22 protein-coding genes are annotated in these 22324 nt (G+C 71.5%); 13 read left to right on the top strand and 9 right to left on the bottom strand.

Features of this window, described 5'->3' with window-relative positions; translation table 11 throughout:
* Window positions 1–70 precede the first annotated feature (70 nt).
* The 4 genes from AB0912_RS31185 (at window position 71) to AB0912_RS31200 (ending at window position 2854) form a co-directional block, all read left to right on the top strand.
* The gene (locus tag AB0912_RS31185) at window positions 71–1360 is read left to right on the top strand and encodes a CynX/NimT family MFS transporter (RefSeq protein ID WP_366705779.1); all 1290 of its coding nucleotides are present in this window, start codon (window positions 71–73) and stop codon (window positions 1358–1360) included.
* Between the two features lie 216 nt (window positions 1361–1576).
* Window positions 1577–1693, top strand: coding sequence for an SGM_5486 family transporter-associated protein (locus tag AB0912_RS31190; protein ID WP_358853437.1), 117 nt, complete (start codon window positions 1577–1579; stop codon window positions 1691–1693).
* A gap of 189 nt (window positions 1694–1882) precedes the next feature.
* A complete protein-coding gene (locus tag AB0912_RS31195) occupies window positions 1883–2095 on the top strand; it encodes a hypothetical protein (protein WP_366705781.1) in 213 nt (70 codons plus the stop codon).
* A 240-nt stretch (window positions 2096–2335) separates the two neighbouring features.
* The gene (locus AB0912_RS31200; protein WP_366705783.1) at window positions 2336–2854 is read left to right on the top strand and encodes a histidine phosphatase family protein; all 519 of its coding nucleotides are present in this window, start codon (window positions 2336–2338) and stop codon (window positions 2852–2854) included.
* A gap of 78 nt (window positions 2855–2932) precedes the next feature.
* Here AB0912_RS31200 and serB read toward each other — a convergent pair whose 3' ends face one another.
* Both serB and AB0912_RS31210 read right to left on the bottom strand, forming a co-directional pair.
* Window positions 2933–4150, bottom strand: coding sequence for a phosphoserine phosphatase SerB (gene serB, locus AB0912_RS31205; protein WP_366705785.1), 1218 nt, complete (start codon window positions 4148–4150; stop codon window positions 2933–2935).
* A gap of 485 nt (window positions 4151–4635) precedes the next feature.
* The gene (locus AB0912_RS31210; RefSeq protein ID WP_366705823.1) at window positions 4636–6399 is read right to left on the bottom strand and encodes a streptophobe family protein; all 1764 of its coding nucleotides are present in this window, start codon (window positions 6397–6399) and stop codon (window positions 4636–4638) included.
* 382 nt (window positions 6400–6781) lie between these two features.
* Between AB0912_RS31210 and AB0912_RS31215 the strand changes: the two genes are divergently transcribed.
* Window positions 6782–9283: an FHA domain-containing protein gene (locus tag AB0912_RS31215; protein WP_366705787.1), complete on the top strand. Its 2502-nt coding sequence runs from the start codon at window positions 6782–6784 to the stop codon at window positions 9281–9283.
* Window positions 9284–9388: 105 nt separating this feature from the next.
* Here the strand turns inward: AB0912_RS31215 and AB0912_RS31220 are convergent, their stop codons facing one another.
* The 3 genes from AB0912_RS31220 to AB0912_RS31230 all read right to left on the bottom strand — a co-directional run bounded on the left by AB0912_RS31220 (window position 9389) and on the right by AB0912_RS31230 (window position 12279).
* Window positions 9389–10159 (bottom strand): transglycosylase SLT domain-containing protein, encoded by a 771-nt coding sequence (locus tag AB0912_RS31220; RefSeq protein ID WP_366705789.1) that lies wholly within the window; start codon window positions 10157–10159, stop codon window positions 9389–9391.
* 303 nt (window positions 10160–10462) lie between these two features.
* The gene (locus AB0912_RS31225) at window positions 10463–11587 is read right to left on the bottom strand and encodes an S-adenosylmethionine:tRNA ribosyltransferase-isomerase (protein WP_366705791.1); all 1125 of its coding nucleotides are present in this window, start codon (window positions 11585–11587) and stop codon (window positions 10463–10465) included.
* Window positions 11584–12279, bottom strand: coding sequence for an SDR family oxidoreductase (locus tag AB0912_RS31230; RefSeq protein WP_366705793.1), 696 nt, complete (start codon window positions 12277–12279; stop codon window positions 11584–11586). The genes AB0912_RS31225 and AB0912_RS31230 overlap by 4 nt, the downstream gene beginning before the upstream one ends.
* A 220-nt stretch (window positions 12280–12499) precedes the next feature.
* Here AB0912_RS31230 and AB0912_RS31235 point away from each other — a divergent pair, with 220 nt between their 5' ends.
* From AB0912_RS31235 to AB0912_RS31250, 4 genes are all read left to right on the top strand, one after another.
* Window positions 12500–13753: a GAF domain-containing sensor histidine kinase gene (locus AB0912_RS31235; protein ID WP_366705795.1), complete on the top strand. Its 1254-nt coding sequence runs from the start codon at window positions 12500–12502 to the stop codon at window positions 13751–13753.
* Complete coding sequence (locus AB0912_RS31240) at window positions 13746–14387, top strand: response regulator transcription factor (protein ID WP_366705797.1); 642 nt, start codon at window positions 13746–13748, stop codon at window positions 14385–14387. Before AB0912_RS31235 ends, AB0912_RS31240 begins: the two co-directional genes overlap by 8 nt.
* A 213-nt stretch (window positions 14388–14600) precedes the next feature.
* On the top strand, window positions 14601–14846 hold the full coding sequence (locus tag AB0912_RS31245) for a chaplin (protein WP_366705799.1): 246 nt from the start codon (window positions 14601–14603) through the stop codon (window positions 14844–14846).
* A 196-nt stretch (window positions 14847–15042) separates the two neighbouring features.
* Window positions 15043–15282, top strand: a complete 240-nt coding sequence (locus AB0912_RS31250) for a chaplin (RefSeq protein WP_366705801.1) — start codon at window positions 15043–15045, stop codon at window positions 15280–15282.
* Between the two features lie 340 nt (window positions 15283–15622).
* Here the strand turns inward: AB0912_RS31250 and AB0912_RS31255 are convergent, their stop codons facing one another.
* Window positions 15623–16411 carry a hypothetical protein gene (locus tag AB0912_RS31255; RefSeq protein WP_366705803.1) on the bottom strand — a complete coding sequence of 263 codons (789 nt, stop codon included), beginning with the start codon at window positions 16409–16411 and terminating at the stop codon, window positions 15623–15625.
* A gap of 121 nt (window positions 16412–16532) precedes the next feature.
* On the opposite strand from AB0912_RS31255, the gene AB0912_RS31260 reads away from it, so the two are divergent.
* The 3 genes from AB0912_RS31260 to AB0912_RS31270 all read left to right on the top strand — a co-directional run bounded on the left by AB0912_RS31260 (window position 16533) and on the right by AB0912_RS31270 (window position 18943).
* Window positions 16533–17324, top strand: a complete 792-nt coding sequence (locus AB0912_RS31260) for an ABC transporter ATP-binding protein (RefSeq protein ID WP_366705805.1) — start codon at window positions 16533–16535, stop codon at window positions 17322–17324.
* A 94-nt stretch (window positions 17325–17418) separates the two neighbouring features.
* Complete coding sequence (locus AB0912_RS31265) at window positions 17419–17853, top strand: NfeD family protein (RefSeq protein WP_366705807.1); 435 nt, start codon at window positions 17419–17421, stop codon at window positions 17851–17853.
* Between the two features lie 130 nt (window positions 17854–17983).
* The gene (locus tag AB0912_RS31270) at window positions 17984–18943 is read left to right on the top strand and encodes an SPFH domain-containing protein (protein WP_366705809.1); all 960 of its coding nucleotides are present in this window, start codon (window positions 17984–17986) and stop codon (window positions 18941–18943) included.
* Window positions 18944–19104: 161 nt separating this feature from the next.
* On the opposite strand, the gene AB0912_RS31275 is transcribed toward AB0912_RS31270, so the two are convergent.
* The 3 genes from AB0912_RS31275 to AB0912_RS31285 form a co-directional block, all read right to left on the bottom strand.
* Window positions 19105–19611, bottom strand: a complete 507-nt coding sequence (locus AB0912_RS31275; RefSeq protein ID WP_366705811.1) for an HNH endonuclease — start codon at window positions 19609–19611, stop codon at window positions 19105–19107.
* A 143-nt stretch (window positions 19612–19754) separates the two neighbouring features.
* Window positions 19755–20294, bottom strand: coding sequence for a YbhB/YbcL family Raf kinase inhibitor-like protein (locus AB0912_RS31280; protein WP_366705813.1), 540 nt, complete (start codon window positions 20292–20294; stop codon window positions 19755–19757).
* A 49-nt stretch (window positions 20295–20343) separates the two neighbouring features.
* Entirely contained in the window at window positions 20344–21129 is a 786-nt protein-coding gene (locus tag AB0912_RS31285) for a sporulation protein (protein ID WP_366705815.1), read from the bottom strand.
* A 203-nt stretch (window positions 21130–21332) separates the two neighbouring features.
* On the opposite strand from AB0912_RS31285, the gene AB0912_RS31290 reads away from it, so the two are divergent.
* Window positions 21333–21974, top strand: coding sequence for a DNA-3-methyladenine glycosylase (locus AB0912_RS31290; RefSeq protein ID WP_366705817.1), 642 nt, complete (start codon window positions 21333–21335; stop codon window positions 21972–21974).
* The last annotated feature ends 350 nt before the right edge of the window (window positions 21975–22324 follow it).

Consider the following 22324-nt stretch of genomic DNA (forward strand, 5'->3'; position numbering starts at 1 on the left):
GGCCGGAGATCCGGAGATTAACGCAGCGGGATTGGACAGCCAATCATCCCATGATTCTATGATGGGCCACATGGCAAGCGAGGAGACCCGGACGACGATGACGTCCCCCACCACACAGCGCCCCACCGAGAGCACGGCACCCCGGCCGCCCGCCCCGCGCGCGTGGGCGACCCGCCTCGTGGTCGCCGGCATCGTCCTCACCGCGCTGAACCTGCGCCCGGCCATCACCAGCCTCGGCGCCCTCCTCGAAGAGGTGCGCGACGGGCTCGGCATGAGCGGCAGCGTCGCCGGTCTGCTCACCTCCGTGCCGCCGCTCTGCTTCGCCGTCTTCGGCGTGACGGCCCCCCGGCTCGCCCGCCGCTTCGGACCCGCCGCCGTCGTCTGCGCCGGCATGGCCGCCATCACGGCCGGGCTCGCGCTGCGCCCCTTCGTCGGCGGCACGGCCGGATTCCTCGCCGCCAGCGCGCTCGCCCTGATGGGCATAGCCGTCAGCAACGTCCTGATGCCGGTCATCGTCAAGCGCTGGTTCCCCGACCGGGTCGGCTCCATGACGGGCCTCTACTCGATGGCCCTCGCGCTCGGCACCTCGGTCGCCGCCGCCGTCACCGTGCCCATGACCGACGCCCTGGGCGGCTCCTGGCGGGCCGGACTCGTGGTCTGGGCGGCCCTCGCCGCGGCTGCCGTCCTCCCGTGGATCGCGCTCGTCCGCGCGCGGGACACCGCTCCCGGGTCCGTCGCCCCGGACCCGGCGCCGGCTCCGCGGGGGGCCGCCGTACCGCGCATCACCCGCAGTCGTACGGCCTGGGCGCTCGCCGTCTTCTTCGGCCTCCAGGCCACCGCCGCCTACATCACGATGGGCTGGATGGCGCAGATCTTCCGGGACGCGGGCGTCGCCGCGGGCACCGCCGGACTGCTCCTCGCCGTCACCATGGTGATGGGTGTGCCGCTGGCCTTCGTCATCCCGCGCCTCGCCACCCGCCTGCCCCACCAGGGCCCCATCGTGGTAGCCCTCGGCGTCTGCGGACTCGCCGGATACGCGGGCCTCTACCTGGCCCCGGCGGCCGGCGCCTGGGCCTGGGCCGTCCTGCTCGGCATCTCCAACTGCGCCTTCCCGCTGGCCCTCACCATGGTCGGCATGCGGGCCAGGACCGGCGCCCGGGTCGCCCAGTTGTCGGCCTTCTCCCAGAGCACCGGCTACCTGCTGTCGATCCCCGGCCCGCTCCTGGTCGGCGTGCTCTACCAGCACAGCGGCGGCTGGGGTCTGCCGCTCGCGCTGATGGCCGGCCTGATGATCCCGCAGATCGGCGTCGGCATCCTCGCGGGCCGCAACCGGACGGTCGAGGACGAACTGACCGGCTGACCGGCTGACCGGCTGACCGCGCCCGGCGACAGGGCCCTGCGAACCGCGGGACCGTGTGAACCGCGGGCCCCGGTGACCCGGGCTCTGCGAACCGTGCCCCTTTTGAACCGGCCTCCGCGAATGAACCGGCCCGGTGCGAACGGGTGCCCGCGGACGGGTGCCCGTGAACCGGTACCCGGCGGCGCCGGGCCCGGCCCGGGGTGCGAGACTGACCGCATGCCTGTGCTCGACCCGAACCCCCAGAACGGCCAGAAGAAGCTGCTGCTCGTGCTCGGCGCGATGCTGGCCATCACGGTGATCATCGGCGTCATCGCCTCCATCGCGTCGCCGTGAACGCCCCGCCGCTCGGCCGGCCCGCCACGCCCGGAACGGGCCGGGGGTAGGGCTAACCCCCCGTCCCCTAGGGGGTGAGTGTCAGGGTCAACTGGGTGGATCACCGGATGGGTTGGGGCCCGCGCGCTCCGTACCTTCGAAGCATGGCCGCGAGAGGCGGCCGCGGACTCGAAGACCCACGGAGGCGGCATGTCGGCCCGTACGCACACCCGGATCCACCCGGCGACGCCCGGCCCCGTGGACACCCGCCTGCCCTGGTGGGCCCTCGCGCTCCCGACGCTCGCCTTCATCGCGCTCCTGCTGATGATCCTGAACCCCTCGGACGCGCACGCGACGAGCGGTGACCCGGCCATCACTCACGTGTTCGAGCGAATCCAGACGGTGCTGCACACGGCGGAGTGACGGGGACCTCTGACACATCCGACGGGGACCTCTGACACACTCGACGGGGATCTCTGGCACATCCCGCCACTACGGCATCACGCGCCACCCGGCCGGTCCATGCCACCGAGGCCACCCGGAGCGACCGCCGCACCGCTCTCGGGCGCGGCATCACCCCTGACGGGGGAGGCCGTCACCCATGCCGGGGGAGCACGTCAACTCCCTGCGCCTCGCGGCATGTTTCGTGCGAAGCTGGGACGCATGAGCGTCGCAGAACCCCGCAGGATCGTCCTCTTCCGGCATGCGAAAGCCGACTGGCCGCAGATGTCCGACCACGAGCGGCCGCTCGCCGACCGGGGCCGCATGGACGCCGCCGTCGCCGGCCGCAGACTGGGCGAGACCGGCATCCCCTTCGACCTGGCCCTCTGCTCCACGTCGGTGCGCACCCGCGAGACATGGAAGCACGCGGTCCAGGAACTCCCGCACCGGCCGAAAACCGTCTACGAGGAGCGGATCTACGAAGCCTCGCCCGGCGAACTGATCGCGGTACTGAACGAGACCCCGGACGACGTGCGAAGCGTGATCCTCATCGGTCACAACCCGGGTGTGCACGGCCTCGCCGACATCCTGGCCGGCCAGTCCGAGGACGACACCCGCGAACGCATGAAGGCCCAGGGCTTCCACACCGCCGCTTTCGCGGTGCTCTCGTTCGACGGCCCCTGGAAATCGCTGGAACCGGGATCGGCCTCCCTCACCGAGTACTGGGCGCCCACGGAATGACCCGCCGCTGACACGTACAGGGGCCCGGCACCACCAGGTGCCGGGCCCCTCGCCTGTGCGCGCGTAACGTACGGCGTCTCAGCGCGCGTCGGCGTCCTCGTGCATGTCGGCGGCCTCGACCTCTTCACGGGTGACGCCCAGCAGATAGAGCACCGTGTCGAGGAACGGGAAGTTCACCGCGGTGTGCGCCGCCTGGCGGACCACCGGCTTGGCGTTGAAGGCGACTCCAAGGCCCGCGGCGTTCAGCATGTCCAGGTCGTTCGCGCCGTCGCCGACCGCCACGGTCTGGGCCAGCGGCACCCCGGCCTCGGCGGCGAACCGGCGCAGCAGCCGCGCCTTGCCGGCCCGGTCCACGATCTCCCCGGTGACCTTGCCGGTCAGCTTGCCGTCGACGATCTCCAGGGTGTTGGCCTGGGCGAAGTCGAGCCCGAGCCGCTCCTTCAGATCGTCGGTGACCTGAGTGAACCCGCCCGACACGACGCCGACTTGGTAGCCGAGGCGCTTCAGCGTACGGATCAGGGTGCGGGCGCCGGGGGTCAGCCGCACCTGTTCGCGGACCTTCTGGACGACCGACTCGTCCAGCCCGGCGAGGAGCGCCACGCGTGCGTGCAGGGACTGCTCGAAGTCCAGCTCACCGCGCATCGCGGCGGCGGTCACCTCGGCGACCTCGTCCTCGCATCCGGCGTGCGCGGCGAAGAGTTCGATCACCTCGTCCTGGATGAGGGTCGAGTCGACGTCCATCACGACGAGGCGCTGGGCCCGTCGGTGCAGGCCCGCCGCCACGACGGCGATGTCCACGCCGAGAGCGGCGGCCTCGGTCACCAGCGCGGTGCGCAGCGCCTCGGTCTCGGCACCCGACACCGCGAACTCGACCGCCGTCACCGGGTACTTGGCGAGGCGGAAGATACGGTCGATGTTGCCGCCGGTCCTGGTGATCCGGGCGGCGATGGCGGCCGTGGACTCGGCGGTGAGAGGGTGTCCGAGGACCGTCACCAGCGAACGTCCGGAGCCGCGCGGGCGGTTGTCGCCGAGGCCGGAGATGATCTCCGCCTGCATCTTCATCGACTCCGCCCAACTGTGGACGGTGGCCCTCAGATCACCCTCCGAGCCCGGCGTCGGCTCGGTCACGAGCGCGCACAGCACCATGCGGCCACGGGTGACGACCTGCTCGATGTCGACCACGTCGACGGAGTAGGCGGCGAGGGTGTCGAAGAGTCCGGCGGTGATGCCCGGGCGGTCCTTGCCGAAGATCTTGACGAGGAGGGTGGGGACATCGGGGGTCTGCGAAGCGCTCATGGTGGTCCCACCGTATCGGGCGGGGTGTGGCGTCCGCCCGTCTGGTCCGCCTGACGGACAGGGAACACTCGGCAACATCCAGGTCCCCCGAGTGCCCCCGTCCCGGGCCCCCTGCTTCCGAGTCCCGCCCCGCTCCGCCGCACCCCCGGCGGAGCCCACCCCCCCAACCTTCTCTCGCCCCCTCCGCCCCTACCCAACCCGAACCTGGGGGCTCCGCCCCCAGACCCCCGCTCCTCAAACGCCGGAGGGGCTAATACTTTCGCCGCCGGCCCTTCAGACGCCGGAGAGGCTGAAACTCTCCGGCTGGAAATGTCGGCCCGCAGTCGCCCACCGGCGGGAGGGGCCGTGCCGGTACATCAGATGGTCGTCGCTTACGTTCGGATCGAGCAGGTCCCGCTTCTCGACTCACGTCTGATCCGGCGGCGACGACCGGATGTACCGGCACGGCCCCGACCCACCCACCGCCCCCGGGCGCTCGCCCGGCCTCAACGCCGAGGACTCCCCGGAGGAGGCGGAGGCGGAGGCGCCCCCGGCGGCGGCGGAGGCTCAGCCCCGTCCGACCGCCGCTTCGGCACAGGCCCAGGCCCAGGCCCCGGCCCCACGGGCCGCACCACCGTCGGCGCCCCGTACACATCCCCAGCCCCAGCCCCAGCCCCAGCCCCACCCCCGCCCCCTGCCCCCGACCCCGACCCGGACCCCGGGTCGGACTCCCGCCCCACCCCCGGCCGCCGATCCTCCGGCTCCGCCGCCCGCAACTCCTCCGGCACCCTCAGATAAGGATTCGTGTCCGGATTGGGCGCCCGGTACGGCCCCCGCGGCCGATAAGGCCCGGCCTCCTCACCCACCTCGGCGCTCACCCCCGATCCCACCTCGGCTCCCACCCCGGGCCCCACCCCACCCGGGGCCACCACCCGCCGCCCCGCCACCCCACTCACCCACGCCAGCAACGCCCCCACGCCCCCGGCCCCGGCGCCCCACACCGCGCCGAGGAGCAACGCCATCCCCAGCCGTCCGTGAAGCCGGACCCCCGCCCCGAACGCGTCGAAGCCGAGCACGGACAGCGACGCGTCCACCGACACGTCCGTCAGCCAGGCGAGCAGCGGCAGCGCCAGCGCGGTCACGACGCCGAGCCGGAGTGCGCAGAGACCGGCGAACCGCAGGGCACCCCCGCCCCGTTCATCGGTACGACCCGGTGCCCCCGCAGCAACGGCACCCCCACCCCGTACAACTGGCGTACGCACGGCCGTCAGGACGCCCGCGTACAGCATCATGAGCGCGGTCCCGACGGCCAACAGCCAGACGCGGCCGTCGAGTTCGGCCAGCCGGCCCAGCGTGACGGGCCGGTCGGCGGCGCCGTCGAGGAGGCGGTCGAGGGGGTCGGGCAGGAGCGTGGCGAGCGCGCCGGTGGCACGGCCGTCCCAGGGGACGAAGAGCCCGAGGGGGACGGCGAGCCACACCCCGTTGGGGGCGCCGAGCAGCGCCGCTCCCGCGATCCGCCGCGGATGCTCGTCACCGACCGCCGCGTACGCGGCCGCCGCCAGCCCGGCGAGGACCGCGACGAGCAGGACGGCGACGAGGGAGGCCACGGCGGGACGTACGACGCGGTGCACGGCGTCCCAGCCGGGCGGCAGGGGCGTGCGCCGGGAGGCGAGCAGGGCGATCAGCAGGACACCGGCGGCCCAGGCGGCTCCGCCCAGGAGGGTGGGCGCGGTGTCGACGGAGAAGCCGACGGCCGCCTTCGCCTTCACGAGGTCGCCGACCTTGCCCGGCAGCAGCCCCCCGAGATCGCCGAGTCCCCCCAGCCCGCCCGGCAGTTTGTCCGTGATGTCCCCGAGCCCGCCGCCCTTGGCCCCACCGCCGGTGACCTTGTCGAGCCCGAGCTTCCCGCCGTCGATGGTGATGACGTCGTGGCCGGCCCAGGCGAGCCCGCCCAGGGTGGCGACGAAGAGGACGATCACCGAGCCCGCGCGGGCGAGGAGTTCCGTCGGCGCGATCACAACTCCCGCCCCGCGCAAGGACCGCAGGAAGAGCCAGGCCATCAGGAGCGCGCCGACGAGCCCGACGCCGAGGGGCGTGATCTGGATCGCGGTGTGCGCCTCGGCCCCGTCGAGGCCGAAGGCGGACACGTCACCGGAGGGCGTCACCGAACCGTTCGCCCCGAGGGCCACGACGGCCGCGGTCATCGGCCCGAGCGAGCCCGCCGCGTCCGCCCCGAGCAGACGCAGCCCGAGCGCCGCGGTGCCCGCCATGCCGATCAGCGCCCAGCTCACGGCGGCGACCGCGGAGAGCAGCACGTCCCCCCACGGCACCCGCCCGGCACGCCCCCGTACCTGCCCGGTACCCCCCGGCACCCGCCCGGCGCCTGCGCCGTGGTGCACGGTTGTGTCGCCCATCGTCCGACCCCCCGATCCGCGCCGCGGTCTCCCCGCGGATGTCCCCCTCGCGGGGGATTACCACTCTCCGGGCCGGTTTCAACCCCGTCAACGGAAACGGGCAACCCGCCCGTACCCGTCGTTCCCGCGGCCCGACTTTCGGTCAGGGGGCTCCTACTGAAATAGTTCCCCACGATGTTCGACATCCCTAGACTCCCTGTGCTGGGGGTAACTCGGGGGACAACACAGTGGGGCTGGAGTGCCGGAACTCGTACTGGAATTGAATGGACGGACCTGGACGCTCGACGCCTCCAGGTCCTACGCCCTCGGACGTGATCCGCAGGGGGACATCGTGCTGGACGACGCCAGGGTGTCCTGGCGGCACGCCACGATCAGCTGGAACGGCCGTAGTTGGGTCATCGACGACCACGGGAGCACCAACGGGACGTTCGTACAGGGGCAGCGCGTCCACCAGACGGAGATCGGCCCCGGGTCGGCCGTACATCTCGGCAACGCGACGGACGGGCCGCGGCTGAGCCTGTCCGGCACGGCGGCCCCGGCGCAGCAGGCGCAGCAGCAGCCGTACGCGGCGCAGGGCGCGGGCGCCGGCTGGGCTCAGCAGCCGACTCCGCAGCAGGCTCCGGCCCAGGGCGGGCAGCAGCCGCCGCGGCAGGCCGCGGGCATCCCGCAGCAGCAGGGACCCGGTAGTGGCGCGGGGGCGCCGCCGGTCTACGGCGACCGCAGCCCGACGACGTTCCACCAGTTCTCGCTGGGACGCGTGATGCGCATCGGCCGTGCCCTGGAGAACGAACTGGTGGTCTCCGACCTCCAGGTCTCCCGGCACCACGCCGAGTTCCACGCGACGCCGGACGGCCGCTTCGAGATCCGCGACCTCGGCTCGCACAACGGCACGTACGTCAACGGCATCCCGATCGCCAAGGGCGGCTCGGCGCTGCTCGGGCCGAACGACATCGTCGGTGTCGGCCACTCCACCTTCCGGCTGGTGGGGGACCGGCTGGAGGAGTTCGTCGACACCGGTGAGGTGTCCTTCTCGGCCCGCCACCTGACGGTCACCGTCGACGGCGGCAAGCAGATCCTCAAGGACGTCTCCTTCGGCGTGCCCGAGAAGTCGCTCATCGCGGTGATCGGCCCGTCGGGCTCCGGGAAGTCGACGCTCCTGAAGGCGCTCACGGGCTACCGCCCCGCCAACCAGGGCGACGTCCTCTATGACAACCGCAACCTCTACAAGCAGTTCGCCGAGCTGCGGCAGCGCATCGGTCTGGTCCCGCAGGACGACATCCTGCACAAGGAACTGACCGTGCGGAAGGCCCTCAAGTACGCGGCCAAGCTGCGCTTCCCCGCGGACACCACCGGCCAGGAGCGCGAGGCCCGGATAGACGAGGTGCTGCGCGAGCTGAAGCTGGACATCCACAAGGAGAAGAAGGTCACCTCCCTCTCCGGCGGCCAGCGCAAGCGTGTGTCGGTGGCCCTGGAGCTGCTGACCAAGCCGTCGCTGATCTTCCTGGACGAGCCGACCTCCGGCCTGGACCCGGGCATGGACCGCGACGTCATGCAGTTGCTGCGCGGCCTCGCGGACGACGGCCGTACGGTCCTGGTCGTCACGCACTCGGTGGCCGAGCTGGCGATCTGCGACAAGCTCCTGGTGATGGCCCCGGGCGGCGCGGTGGCCTACTTCGGCCCGCCGGAGGAGGCGCTGAACTTCTTCGGCTACGACACCTGGGCCGACGTGTTCTCCGCGTTCGAGAACTACCGCGACTACGACTGGGCGGGCCGCTGGAAGGGCTCGCAGCACTTCCAGATGTACGCCGCGGACATCGACGCGGTCGCCCCGCAGTCGACGCAGATGCCGCCGGCGCAGGCGATGAAGCCGCCGAAGCCGCAGAGCTGGGGCTCCCAGCTCACGACGCTGATCCGGCGCTACGCCTCGGTGATCGCGTCCGACAAGGGCTTCCTGGCGCTGACGGTGATCCTGCCGGCGGTGCTCGGCTCGGTGAGCCTGCTCATCGACAACGGCAAGACCCTGCTGGTCAACGAGAAGGTGCTGCCCTCGGGCGTCCATGTCGCGAACGGCACGGCGACGACGGTCCTGCTGATCCTCGCGGTCGGCGCGTGCTTCGCGGGCGCGGCCAACTCCGTCCGTGAGCTGATCAAGGAACGGGTCATCTACGAGCGGGAGCGGGCGACCGGCCTGTCCCGGTCGGCGTATCTGATGTCGAAGGTGATCGTCCTCGGAGTGATCACCCTGCTCCAGGGTGCCCTGGTCGGCGCGATCGGCTTCGGCAGCCGTACGGTCCCGGACGAGGGCCTGATCCTCAAGAGTCTGCCCAAGGTCGAACTCACCATCCCGATCATGGCGCTGGGCTTCGCCTCGATGATGTTCGGCCTGGTCATCTCCTCGCTGGTGAAGACCGCCGAGAAGACGATGCCGCTGCTGGTCATGTTCGCGATCGTCCAGGTCGTCTTCACCGGCTGCCTGTTCATCCTGAACGGCACTCCGGGCGTCAACCAGTTCTCGTATCTGATGCCGGCCCGCTGGGCGGTCGCCGCGTCGGGCACCACGCTGGACTTCAACAACATCTTCCCGAACCAGGACGATCCGACGAACACGGACCCGCTGTGGGACCACACGGCCGGGGCCTGGACCATGGACATGATCGCGCTGATCGCGCTCGGCGTGGCCTGCGGTTTCCTCGTGGCGCGCTTCCTGCGCCGCCACGAGCCCGAGGTCATGCGCAAGTAGGGTCCAGGGTCCGCCGCGCGGCGGCGCCGGACAGAGCGCGAGGGCGGCACCCCGGTCCGGGGTGCCGCCCTTCGGCGTCTGTGACGGGAGCTCCGCGCTCGGCCCTCAGTACGCGCTGTTGACGTTGTCCATCGAGCCGTACTTGTCGGCCGCGTAGTTGGCGGCGGCGGTGATGTTGGCGACCGGGTCGTAGATGTTCCACGACGTGCCGGCCACGTGGTACGCCTTGAAGGTCGGCGGGATGACCTGCAGCAGACCCTTCGAGGGGATGCCGTTGATCGCGTTGATGTCCCAGTTGTTGATGGCCATCGGGTTGCCCGAGGACTCCCGCAGGATGTTGCGGTGCAGCCCGTTGTAGGAACCCGGGATGCCCTTGGCCTTCATGATGTCCAGGGACTGGCGGATCCAGCCGTCCAGGTTGTTCGCGTACGTCTTGGCGGCGACCGGCTGGACCTTGACGCGCTGCGAGGAGCGGCTCGCGGCGGCCTTGGAGCGGGCCTCGTCGGCCTTCTTCTTCGCGGCGGCCTGGGCGGCGGCCTTCTTCTTGGCGGCGGCCGCCTCGGCCGCCTTCTTCTTCGCCGCGGCGTCGGCCGCCTTCTTCGCCGCGTCGGCCTTCTTCTTCGCAGCGATGGCCTGGGCCTTCAGGTCGGCGCCGGCCAGCTGGTCGGTGACGCTCGCCTTGACGTCCTTGATCTGCTGGTCGCTGTAGGCGACCTTCGCGGTGGCGGCGGCGTCGTCCGTGGTGGTGTGGGAGTTGTCCGGCACCAGGGAGAACGCGAGGGTGGCGGCACCGAGGGTGGCCACACCGGCGATCGAAAGCTTGTGGAGCTTGGTCAGCTTCGGACTATGTCCAGGAGTGGTGATGTTCTTGGGCATGACTGTTGACCTCTTCGAATAGCGCGGAGGTCGCTCGCGGTCCGAGGGGACAGTGCTTCGTTGCGTTTCCGGACGAACGCCCCGGGGCGGAACCCGAGGCGCTGAGCGACGAGGGCAATTCTTAGCGGCCGCAAAATGCTGAGGCAAAGGTGTGACGTACGAAGCCCGGTAGTGGAGACGGAAAGGGCAAAACGGGGCAGACTGGCATGTCTGCCCCGCTCATTCAGGGTCCGCTTGTCTCCTATGTCCGTTCGTACGTGATGTGCACCCTATGTGCGGGCTCACATCGGGCAGGGCTCCATCTCACCAAGAGTTGCTGGCGCAACGCTCTGTGTGAGGGGCCTCCTCCGGGAGGATGAGGTGCACGTCCCCGAACTCGTGCCAGAGGTAGCGCCCGGCCAGCGCCGCCTCGTAGCCGAGGTCTACGGCGGCCCGCCCGGCGACCGCCTCCAGCATCAGCAGATGCGAGGCCTCCGGCTCGTGCAGCCCGGTCAGCAGCCCGTCCACCACGCGCACCCCCCGCTCCGGGGTCACCACCAGATCCGTCCACCCCCGCGCTGCCCGCACCAGCCCGTCCGCCCCGGCCGCCGACTCCACGGCCCGCACCGCCGTCGTGCCCACCGCGACGATCCGGCCCCCGCCGGCCCGCGCCGCGTTGATCAGCCGGGCCGACGCCTCGGGCACCGCGTACGGCTCCGGATACGGCGGCTCGTGCGCCTCCGCCGACGCCACCCCCGTATGCAGCGTGACCGGCGCGAACTGCACCCCCCGGCTCACCAGCTCCGCCACCATCCGCGCGGTGAAGGGGCGCGCCGCGCTCGGCATCTCCGCGCTGCCCGCCCCGTCCTCGGACGGCAGCGCGAACACCGTCTGGTACACCGACAGCGGCTGGTCCCGCTCCGTATAGGAGTAACGGATGGGCCGCCCGAACCGGCGCAGCACCCCCAGTACGTCCGCTCCCGCCGCCACCCGCGCCCACCACAGCCGCGGCCCGCGCGGACTCAGCGGCTCCTCCAGCACCAGCCGTACGGCCCCGGGCAGCCGCACCACTGTCCCCGCGGGCCCGCCCGCACGCGCGCGCGTGGTGCCCGCCCCGTCGGGCTCCCGCAGCTCCACGGCCCACCGCCCGTCGTCCCCGCGCGTCGAGAAGTGCACCACCACGCGCGCGTGCCCGACGAGCCCGTCCACCGCCGCCGCCAGGGTGGCCGACGTGTTCACGATCAGCAGATCCCCGGCCGCGAGCTGCCGCGGCAGCTCCGCGAACGCGTGATGCGACACCGCACGGCCACGCGACACCAGCAGCCGTACGGAATCCCGGTCGCGGCCCGGACCCCGCTGCTCGGCCGGCACCCGCGCCGACAACCCCTCCGGAACCGGCCCCCAGGTCCGCCCACGCCCCGCCCCGGGCACCCCCGTCGCCGTCGTCACCGCTCCTCCAGCAGCGCCGGAGCCGCGTAGCGCCCACTGGCCGGCCGTTCGTCGAGCAGCCGCAGGAACGCCGGGACCACCCGCTCCGGCGACGGCCGCGGACCGTCGTCGTCCGGTACGGCCGCCCGGTAGAGGTCCGTCCCCATGTCCCCGGGGTCCACGGCCCAGACCCGCAGCCCGGGCTCCTCCACGCCGAGCACCGCCGACAGCTGGTCCAGGGCGGCCTTCGAGGCCCCGTAACCGCCCCACGTCTCGTACGCCTCCGCCGCCGCGTCCGAACTGACCGCGACGACCGCGCCCGCCCCGGCCGCCCGCAGCAGCGGCAGCGCCTCCCGCACCAGACCCAGCGCGGCGACCACGTTCACCTCCAGCGCCCGCCGCAGCCCGGCCAGATCCAGCTCCTCAAGGCGTACCAACGGCTCGGCGCCCAGCGCGCTCGCGTTGTTGACCAGCAGGTCGACCCCGCCCAGCTTCCCGGCCGCCGCCACCAGCGCGGCACGGTGACCGGCGTCCGTCACATCCCCGGGCACCGCCTCCACCCGCGTCCCGTACGCCGACAGGGCCAGCGCCGTCTCCTCCAGCAATGGAGCCGTCCTGGCGTCCAGCACCAGATCCCAGCCGCGCTCCGCCAGGGCCGCGCCCAGCGCCCGTCCCAGTCCCTTCGAGGCTCCCGTGATGATCGCTACCGGCATGACGTCCGTCCCCTCGTCCACGACCCGCCCTCCGGCGGATGCCCTCACGCTAGGAACCCGGCCCGCCCCGACGCCTCGGACGCGGGCCGCAACGATCAGGGGCCCTTCGTCCTAGGACCGGACGGGCAGCCGACCGGAGGTGGACCTAGGTCCATCGGCCCAGGCCGGCGCCATCACCGGCCCGATACGCGCTGTCACCGCCCGCCGGTACGTTGGGGGCATGAGCCAAGGACCCCGGTCGGGCCTGTACGCGGTGAGCACCGCGCTGCTGGCCATGAGCAGGCACCTCGAAGTGCGCGACGTCCTCAAGACGATCGTCGCTTCGGCCCGCGAGCTGCTCGACGCGCAGTACGCGGCCCTCGGCGTGCCCGACGACCACGGGGGCTTCGCCCAGTTCGTCGTGGACGGTGTCAGCGACGCCCAGTGGAAGGCCATCGGCCCGCTCCCGCGCCAGCACGGCATCCTTGCCGCGATGCTCGGCGAGACCCGCCCCCAGCGCCTCGCCGACGTCCGCGAGGACCCCCGCTTCGAGGGCTGGCCCTCCGCCCACCCCGATATGTCCGACTTCCTCGGCCTGCCGATCCGCGACGGCGACGAGACCATCGGCGCGCTCTTCCTCGCGAACAAACGCCGGCCCACCACGGGGGAGGCGGCCACGGGTTCCGAGGCGTCCGCCGCTTCCGGGCCGTGCACGTCCTCCGAGGGGTCCGCCGCCTCCGAGGGGTCCGCGGCCTCCGCGACCGCGGGCGCGGGCGCCGGCTGCGGCTTCACCGAGGACGACGAGGAACTCCTCACGATCCTCGCCCAGCACGCCGCCATCGCCCTCACCAACGCCCGCCTCTACGAGCGCAGCCGAGAGCTGACCATCGCCGAGGAGCGCTCCCGCCTGGCGCACGAACTGCACGACGCCGTCAGCCAGAAGCTGTTCTCCCTGCGCCTCACCGCCCAGGCCGCCGCCACCCTCGTGGACCGCGACCCCTGCCGCGCCAAGGGCGAACTCCAGCACGTGGCCGCCCTCGCCGCCGAGGCCGCCGACGAACTGCGCGCCGCCGTCGTGGAGCTGCGCCCCGCCGCCCTCGACGAGGACGGCCTCGTCGCCACCCTGCGCACCCACATACAGGTCCTCGACCGCGCCCACTCCGCTCGCGTCACCTTCGCCGGGCGCGGAGTGCGGGCGCTGCCCGCCGCCCAGGAGGAGGCGCTGCTGCGCGTCGCCCAGGAGGCGCTGCACAACGCGCTGCGCCACTCCGGCGCCGAGAACGTCGACGTCACCCTGGAGAAGCGCGGCCCCGGCGCCGTCCTGCACATCGTGGACGACGGCAGCGGCTTCGACCCCGCCGCGACCCGCACCGCCGGCCGCCACCTCGGCCTGGTGTCGATGCGCGACCGGGCCGGCGGGGTCGGCGGCACGCTCACCGTGGAATCGGCGCCCGGAAAGGGCACCACGATCGAGATGGAGGTCCCTGGTGGCTGACGCAATCAAGGTGCTGCTCGTCGACGACCACCAGGTCGTCCGCCGGGGCCTGCGCACCTTCCTCGAAGTGCAGGACGACATCGAGGTCGTCGGAGAGGCGTCCGACGGCGCCGAGGGGGTCGCCCGCGCCGAGGAGCTGAGGCCCGACGTCGTCCTCATGGACGTCAGGATGCCGGGCATGGACGGCATCGACGCGCTGCGAAAACTCCGCGAACTCGCCAACCCCGCCCGCGTCTTGATCGTCACCAGCTTCACCGAGCAGCGCACCGTGGTGCCCGCCCTGCGCGCCGGAGCCGCCGGCTACGTGTACAAGGACGTGGACCCGGACGCGCTGGCCGGCGCCATCCGCTCCGTGCACGCCGGACACATCCTCCTGCAACCCGAGGTCGCGGGCGCCCTGTTGTCCCAGGAGGAGGCCAACTCGGGCCAGGGGAGAGGCGGTTCCCTCACCGAGCGGGAACGCGAGGTGCTCGGGCTGATCGCGGACGGCCGCTCCAACCGGGAGATCGCCCGCGTCCTCGTCCTCTCCGAGAAGACCGTGAAGACCCACGTCTCGAACATCCTGATGAAACTCGACCTCGCCGACCGCACCCAGGCCGCGCTCTGGGCGGTGCGCAACGGGATCGCGAACTGACCGCCGCGCGCCCGTCACCAGCGAGACCGCGCTCCGGCGCACCTCTCGCGCACGCTCCGGAACCGCCGGCCGCCCGTCCGGTTCCGGGCCGGAATGAGATTCATACCGTCGGGTGTATGTCCCCCGAACGGCGCAACCTCCCCGAGGGGCCGCCGTTCTCCATGGTGTGCCGCGGCGATCCTGCCGCGGTGTTCGCAAGGAGGGGTTTCAGAAGTGAAGAACCTGAAGAAGGTCACCGCTGTCGCGATGGTCGCCGGTGGCCTGGTCGCCGCCGGTGCGGGCATGGCCTCGGCCAGCGACGGCTCGCTGGCGCTCGGCAAGGCGCAGGGTTCCCCGGGCGTCGTCTCCGGCAACGTCATCCAGGCCCCGGTTCACGTCCCGGTGAACGCGGTCGGCAACACCGTGAACGTCATCGGCCTGCTCAACCCGGCCTTCGGCAACCTCGGCCTCAACCGCTGACGTCGGTCACCGGACGGTTCCGCCCACCTGCCCCCGGGGACTTCCCCGAGGGCAGGTCCGTTTGTCGGCTTATCGCGGTAATGCATCGAACGGGGCAATCGAGGCGGCCCCCCGTGCCGTCCGGGCCTCCCCGGCGTTGCTCAGCGTACGACCCGCGGGCCGGGTCGGTTTCGTATACGCAGGAGGAACGCTTCTCATGAACATCGCCAAGAAGGCCGCCCTGGCCATCACCGTCGCCGGTATCGCCGCTGGCGCTTCCGCCGGTGCCGCTGTCGCCGACTCGGGCGCCGAGGGTGCGGCCATCGGCTCGCCGGGCGTCGCCTCGGGCAACGTCGCCCAGCTCCCGATCCACATCCCGGTCAATGTCGTGGGCAACTCCGTCAACGTCATCGGCCTGCTCAACCCGGCCTTCGGCAACGCCGGCGTCAACGGCTGACATGCCCCCTGGAAGAGCCCCGCGGCCGAACGCGCCGCGGGGCTCTTCCGCGCGCCCACCTCCGCCCGCGGACACCGGGACGAGAACCCCCGGAGCGGTCAGTGCTGCACAGGCCCGCAGCGGGCGGTGCTCAGCGCGCCCCCGGAGAGTCCGACGCTCAGCGCAGGCCCGGCCGGGCGGTGCTCAGCGCATCCGCGCAGGGGCCGACGTTCAGCGCAGGCCCGGAGCGGACAGTGCTGAGCGCCTCCCGGGGCGGACCGCGCTCAGCGCCCCCGAAGCGGGCGGTGCTGCGCATCCCCGCAGCGGGCGCGCTCAGCGCAGGCAAAGCGCCGGGACACGCTCAGCGCACGCCCCGCTCGCGCTCCTCCACGAACGCGTTGTACGCGGCCACCTGCGCCCGCCGCGCCGTCCGCTCCACCGGCCGCAGCGCCTCCGCGCGGGCGGCCATCTCCGAGGCGCTCACCGCCCCGCCGTGCCCGTTCTCGTACGCGACCGAGATCAGCAGCCCCACCCGCTGGGCCAGCTCCAGCACACGTACCGCACGCGCCGGGTACCCGGGCGCCAGCACCTCCCGCCCGCGCTCGGCCCGCGCCCGGTACGCGTCCACCGCCGCCTCGGCGACCGGCCCCGAGCCGGCCACGTCCAGCCGCGACAGCACATCCGTCGCCTCGCGCAGCGCCTCCGCCAGCTCCCGCTCGGCCTCCCCGAGCGAGGGCACGTCCGCCGGCGGCGCCTCACGGACGGCGAGGCAGTGCCAGACCACCTCGACATGCACATCACCGGCGGGCCCGGCCTCGTACACCTCCGGAACGAGCCCCAGCGCCGAGCCGTGGCACACGACGGCCTCCTCGGCTTCGAGGGCCCGCGCGTTGAACGCGGGCGGCCCGCTGAGCCCGAGGGGATGACCCGGCGCGGGCAGCGCCACCCGCAGCCCGGTCACCCCGAGCGCGCGCAGCCGGCCGAGGGCGAGCGTGAGCCCGACGGGCCCCGACTCGCCCGGCAGCCCGTCGACCCGGTGCACGGCGTCCTCCCCGACGATGGCGAGCACGGCGTCGTCCGGCGAGACAAGTCCGGCCAACAGGGCGTTTCCCCATGCGGCGAGTTGTCCTGAGCGTGGTTCCGAGAGCATGCCTCCACCCTAAGGACCGGCCGATGGAACGGTGTGGCCGACCGGTGGCGTAGGTTTTCCCTGGGGGCTGCGTCCACAGACGTAAGCGACGGCCGAGACTGCAATGGGAGACAACGCGCTCATGAGCGATGTACTGGAGCTGGAGGACGTATCCGTGGTCCGCGAGGGCCGGGCTCTGGTGGACCAGGTCTCCTGGTCGGTCAAGGAGGGGGAGCGCTGGGTCATCCTCGGTCCCAACGGCGCCGGGAAGACCACCCTGCTCAACGTCGCCTCCAGCTACCTCTTCCCCAGCACGGGCACCGCCACCATCCTCGGCGAGACCCTCGGCAAGGTCGACGTCTTCGAACTGCGCCCGCGCATCGGCATCGCCGGCATCGCGCTCGCCGAGAAGCTCCCCAAGCGGCAGACCGTCCTGCAGACCGTCCTCACCGCCGCCTACGGCATGACCGCCGGCTGGAACGAGAACTACGAGGACGTCGACGAGCAGCGCGCCCGCGCCTTCCTCGACCGCCTCGGCATGAGCGAGTACCTGGACCGCAGGTTCGGCACCCTCTCCGAGGGCGAGCGCAAGCGCACCCTGATCGCCCGCGCCCTGATGACCGACCCCGAGCTGCTGCTCCTCGACGAGCCCGCCGCCGGTCTCGACCTCGGCGGCCGCGAGGACCTCGTGCGCCGGCTCGGCCGGCTCGCCCGCGACCCGATCGCCCCCTCCATGATCATGGTCACGCACCACGTCGAGGAGATCGCCCCCGGCTTCACCCACGTCCTGATGATCCGGCAGGGCAAGGTGCTCGCCGCCGGCCCCCTGGAACTCGAACTCACCTCGCGCAACCTCTCGCTCTGCTTCGGCCTCCCGCTCGTCGTGGAGCAGGTCGGCGAGCGCTGGACCGCGCAGGGCCTCCCGATGGCCTGACACCACCGGCGTACGGACGCGCACATCCCCACCGCGGCAGGCGAGTTGATCGCGCGCCCTGTCCGCGCGGGGGGCGCGGACCTACCATGACCACGTGGACGACATCGACGCGTGGGTGTGGTGGCTGATCGGCGCCGTGGGACTGGGTATCCCGCTCGTGGTGACCGCGATGCCCGAGTTCGGCATGTTCGCCGTGGGCGCCGTCGCCGCGGCGGTCGTGGCGGGACTCGGCGGCGGCATCGTCGCCCAGGTCCTCGTCTTCGTCGTCGTCTCGGTCGCCCTCATCGCGGTCGTCCGCCCCATCGCCGCCCGGCACAACGCACAGCGCCCCCAACTCGCGTCCGGAATCGACGCGTTGAAGGGCAAACAGGCCGTCGTCCTGGAGCGCGTGGACGGTTCGGGCGACGGCAGGATCAAACTCGCCGGAGAGATCTGGTCGGCCCGCGCCCTCGACGCCGGACAGACCTACGAGGTGGGCCAGCAAGTCGACGTGGTGGACATCGACGGAGCCACGGCGATCGTCATGTGACCTCGTACAACGCAAGTCAACCGAACGCCCCACGCGGCAGACGACGTTCTGTCAGACTCGTCCAGCAAGATCTTCAACAGCCTTAAGATCTTTCGGAATTACCGAGTGGAGAAGGGTACGGGGAGCATCGATGGAACCGATCATCATCGTCCTGATCATTCTGGTGGTGTTGGTCTTCATCGCCCTGATCAAGACCATCCAGGTCATCCCCCAGGCGAGCGCGGCCATCGTGGAGCGGTTCGGCCGCTACACGCGCACACTGAACGCGGGCCTCAACATCGTCGTCCCGTTCATAGACTCGATCCGCAACCGCATCGACCTGCGTGAACAGGTCGTCCCCTTCCCGCCGCAGCCGGTGATCACCCAGGACAACCTGGTCGTCAACATCGACACCGTCATCTACTACCAGGTCACCGACGCGCGCGCCGCGACGTACGAGGTCGCCAGCTACATCCAGGCGATCGAGCAGCTCACCGTCACCACGCTGCGCAACATCATCGGCGGCATGGACCTGGAGCGCACCCTGACCTCCCGCGAGGAGATCAACGCGGCCCTGCGCGGAGTCCTCGACGAGGCCACCGGCAAGTGGGGCATCCGCGTCAACCGCGTCGAGCTGAAGGCCATCGAGCCGCCCACCTCCATCCAGGACTCGATGGAGAAGCAGATGCGCGCCGACCGCGACAAGCGCGCCGCGATCCTCACAGCCGAAGGTATCCGGCAGTCGCAGATCCTCACCGCCGAGGGCGAGAAGCAGTCCGCGATCCTGCGCGCCGAGGGTGAGGCCAAGGCCGCGGCCCTGCGCGCCGAGGGCGAGGCCCAGGCCGTCCGTACGGTCTTCGAGGCCATCCACGCCGGAGACCCGGACCAGAAGCTCCTCTCCTACCAGTACCTCCAGATGCTCCCGAAGATCGCCGAGGGCGACGCCAACAAGCTCTGGATCGTGCCCAGCGAGATCGGCGACGCCCTCAAGGGCCTGAGCGGCGCCATGGGCAACTTCGGCGGCCTGGGCGGGAGTTCGGGCAACAGCGGATCGTCCGGGAACTCCGGCGGCGGCACCGAACGCCGCGAGAAGCCCTCGATCACGGACTGACGCCGCACGCCGGACGCCGGACGACAGTGGGGCCCGCCTTCCCAGCAGGGAGGCGGGCCCCGGTCGTTCACAAGCCCTCGTTCACAAGCCCTCGTTCACAAGCCCTCGCTCACGGGCGGCCGTTCACTTGCGTACGCTCACGGGCCACGCGGATTCACCGGCTACGCGGCCGGCTGGGCCAGCCACTCCGGAAGCGCCTCGAAGTCGTCCTGCCCGAGGGCGAGCAGCATGGCGTCGGCCGGCGTCGGCTCGAACGGCTGCCGCAGCAACGGCATCTGCGCCTGCTCCGGCGTACGCGCCGCCTTGCGGTGGTTGTCCTCGGCGCACGAGGCCACCGTGTTCAGCCACGAGTCCTGACCGCCCTGGGCACGCGGCACCACGTGGTCCACGGTCGTGGCACGGCGACCGCAGTAGGCACACCTGTGCCGGTCGCGTATCAGCACACCCCGCCTGGACCACGGCGCTTGTCTTCGGAACGGCACCCGGACATAGCGGCAGAGCCTGATCACCCGCGGCACGGGGATGTCCAAAGCGGCCCCACGCATGCGCAGTTCGGGGTGAGCCTGCTCGACGACGGCCTTGTCCGTCAGCACCAGCACGACGGCTCGGTTCAACGTCACCGTCGACAGCGGCTCAAAGCTCGCGTTCAGTACCAGCGTGTCCCGCATCCCGCCCACCTCCTCCTGCGCACCGGCCCACCCGCGGCGGGCTGGGATCAACTCTGGCCGGGCACGCCGAGATGGACAACGCAATAAAAATGCCCGCCCCTGATCACTTCCAAGACCAGAGGCGGGCAAACGTTCCGTGAACGTCAGTCTTCCGCGGGAGCCGCGTACTCACCGATGAGCTGGGCGCGCGCCAGCGTGTGGAACCGCAGGTTGAAGCCCACCACGGCCGGCGAGGCGTTTGCGTCGGGGCCGAGCTTCTCCTGATCCACGGCGTACACCGTGAACACGTACCGGTGGGCGGGGTCCCCGGCGGGCGGCGCGGCGCCCCCGAAGTCCCGGGACCCGTAATCGTTGCGCGCCTGGACCGCGCCCTTGGGCAGCCCCTCGAACGAGCCACTGCCCGCACCCGCTGGCAGTTCCGTCACGGAGGCCGGGATGTCGAACACCACCCAGTGCCAGAACCCGCTGCCCGTCGGGGCGTCCGGGTCGAAGCACGTCACGGCGAAGCTCTTGGTCTCCGCCGGGAACCCCTCCCAGCTCAACTGGGGCGAGGTGTTCCCGGCGGCCTGGACCTGCGCGTCCTTCAGCACGGCACCCGGAGCGACATCCTCACTGGTGACCGTGAACGCCGGAACCGGCGGATGGAAAGCGTGCGGGAGCGGCGCCCTGTCGAACTCGGTCACGTCATACCTCCTGAACGGCGGAATCTGTGAGTCCGAGCCTAGGACAGTCCTAGAACCAACTGCGCTTGCTGCCGACCTCGGACAGCCACTGGTTCAGATAGCCGGCCCAGTCCGTGCCCTGGAAGTCGTGCAGGCCCACCTGGAAGGAGCGGTAGGAGTCGCTGCCCTCGCTGAAGAGACCCGGCTTCTTGTCCATCTCCAGGACGACGTCCATCGCACGGTCGTCCGCGACGAAGCTCAGCTCCACCTGGTTCAGCCCGCGGTACTGCGACGGCGGGTAGAACTCGATCTCCTGGTAGAACGGCAGCCGCTGACGGGTGTTGCGGATGTGCCCCTTCTCCATGTCCGCGTTCTTGAAGCGGAAGCCGAGCTGGATGAAGGCGTCGAGGATCGCCTTCTGCGCGGGCAGCGGGTGCACGCTGATCGGGTCGAGGTCACCAGAGTCGACCGCGCGGGCGATCTCCAGCTCGGTCGTCACCCCGATGTTCATCCCACGCAGGTGCTGCCCGTCGATCGTGGTGATCGGTGTCTCCCACGGGATCTCCAGACCGAACGGCACCGCGTGCACCGCACCGGCCTGGAGCTGGAAGGCGCCCCCGAGACGCAGCTTCGCGAAGTCGATGTTCTGCTTGTACTCCTGGTCGTCGTGGCCCTCCACCTCGACCCTGGCCTGCAGACCGACCGACAGACCCTCGATCGCCTGGTCGACCGAACCACCCTGGATCCGCACCTCGCCCTGGACGACGCCGCCCGGCACGGTGTTCGCCTCGGTCAGCACCGTCTCGACCGAGGCCCCGCCGGCCCCCAGGCTCGCAAGCAGCCGCTTGAACCCCATGTCACTTCCTCCCCAGGCAACGCCTGTTCCGTCCTGTGTCCGTGTGGATCCCTTGATCCCTACAAACGCGATCCGGCCCCGGCCGGTTCCGTGCCGTCACCCTTCCAAGGGAGCGGCCCCCTGACCAGCCCGCCGGCAGCGCGCGCCTCGGCCCTGCCACCACCGCCCGACGGACCGGACAGGCTGCACTACGCTCGGACGCCATGATCGCGGCCCCTGACCGTACGCCCCTGACACGGGACTTCTTCGACCGCCCCGTCCTGGAGGTGGCCCCTGACCTCCTGGGACGTCTCCTCGTACGCGCCACCCCGGACGGTCCCATCGAACTGCGCCTCACCGAGGTCGAGGCGTACGACGGACCGAACGACCCCGGCTCACACGCCTACCGCGGTCGCACCGCCCGCAACGCGGTGATGTTCGGACCGCCCGGTCATGTGTACGTCTACTTCACCTACGGCATGTGGCACTGCATGAACCTGGTCTGCGGTCCCGTCGGCCGGCCCAGCGGCGTCCTCCTCAGGGCCGGCGAGGTGACGGCGGGCGCGGAACTGGCCCGCGAACGTCGGCTCTCGGCCCGGAACGACAGGGAACTGGCCAAAGGACCGGCCCGCCTCGCCACGGCACTGGACGTCGACCGCTCGCTCGACGGCGCGGACGCCTGCGGCCCCGAGGGCTCACCCGTGACCCTGCTGACCGGGACGCCCGTGCCTCCCGACCAGGTGAGCAGCGGCCCTCGCACCGGCGTCTCGGGCGACGGGGGTGTCCACCCCTGGCGGTTCTGGATCGCCAACGACCCGACGGTGAGCCCCTATCGGGCCCACGCACCTCGCCGCCGCTCAACTTGACGCGCCCTTGCGGGAACCGTAATGTAGCCCGAGCCGCTTGAACCGGGTACGGCGATCAGCCAGCAGCCGGAAGCAGCCAACCCACTACCTACGACTTCCCCTCCGCCGGGGCATATTCGGCATGTCCGCATGCCTGAATTCGAACTCGCGGAACTCGATTATGAGTCATCGAGGGAATCGGCTAACGTAGTGAATGTCGAAAGGCCGACGAAACGCGAAAGCTTTCCACGGCCCAAAGACACCCGGCCGACCGGGAATCGGGCCCGAAAGGATCTGATAGAGTCGGACTCGCCGGAAAGGGAAACGCGGAAGCGGAAACCTGGAAAGCGCCGAGGAAATCGGATACGGAA

The organism is Streptomyces sp. NPDC007084 (genome assembly GCF_040703595.1).
GTDB lineage: Bacteria > Actinomycetota > Actinomycetes > Streptomycetales > Streptomycetaceae > Streptomyces.

Excerpts from the sequence above, each read along its gene's own strand:
- AB0912_RS31210 (WP_366705823.1), bottom strand. The coding sequence starts at position 6,399 with ATGGCGGGCACCGCGGCGCTCGGGCTGCGTCTGCTCGGGGCGGACGCG.
- AB0912_RS31185 (WP_366705779.1), top strand. The coding sequence starts at position 71 with ATGGCAAGCGAGGAGACCCGGACGACGATGACGTCCCCCACCACACAG.
- AB0912_RS31190 (WP_358853437.1), top strand. The coding sequence starts at position 1,577 with ATGCCTGTGCTCGACCCGAACCCCCAGAACGGCCAGAAGAAGCTGCTG.
- AB0912_RS31250 (WP_366705801.1), top strand. The coding sequence starts at position 15,043 with ATGAACATCGCCAAGAAGGCCGCCCTGGCCATCACCGTCGCCGGTATC.
- AB0912_RS31200 (WP_366705783.1), top strand. The coding sequence starts at position 2,336 with ATGAGCGTCGCAGAACCCCGCAGGATCGTCCTCTTCCGGCATGCGAAA.
- AB0912_RS31275 (WP_366705811.1), bottom strand. The coding sequence starts at position 19,611 with ATGCGGGACACGCTGGTACTGAACGCGAGCTTTGAGCCGCTGTCGACG.
- AB0912_RS31235 (WP_366705795.1), top strand. The coding sequence starts at position 12,500 with ATGAGCCAAGGACCCCGGTCGGGCCTGTACGCGGTGAGCACCGCGCTG.
- serB (WP_366705785.1), bottom strand. The coding sequence starts at position 4,150 with ATGAGCGCTTCGCAGACCCCCGATGTCCCCACCCTCCTCGTCAAGATC.
- AB0912_RS31255 (WP_366705803.1), bottom strand. The coding sequence starts at position 16,411 with ATGCTCTCGGAACCACGCTCAGGACAACTCGCCGCATGGGGAAACGCC.
- AB0912_RS31290 (WP_366705817.1), top strand. The coding sequence starts at position 21,333 with ATGATCGCGGCCCCTGACCGTACGCCCCTGACACGGGACTTCTTCGAC.
- AB0912_RS31195 (WP_366705781.1), top strand. The coding sequence starts at position 1,883 with ATGTCGGCCCGTACGCACACCCGGATCCACCCGGCGACGCCCGGCCCC.
- AB0912_RS31285 (WP_366705815.1), bottom strand. The coding sequence starts at position 21,129 with ATGGGGTTCAAGCGGCTGCTTGCGAGCCTGGGGGCCGGCGGGGCCTCG.
- AB0912_RS31260 (WP_366705805.1), top strand. The coding sequence starts at position 16,533 with ATGAGCGATGTACTGGAGCTGGAGGACGTATCCGTGGTCCGCGAGGGC.
- AB0912_RS31270 (WP_366705809.1), top strand. The coding sequence starts at position 17,984 with ATGGAACCGATCATCATCGTCCTGATCATTCTGGTGGTGTTGGTCTTC.
- AB0912_RS31220 (WP_366705789.1), bottom strand. The coding sequence starts at position 10,159 with ATGCCCAAGAACATCACCACTCCTGGACATAGTCCGAAGCTGACCAAG.
- AB0912_RS31230 (WP_366705793.1), bottom strand. The coding sequence starts at position 12,279 with ATGCCGGTAGCGATCATCACGGGAGCCTCGAAGGGACTGGGACGGGCG.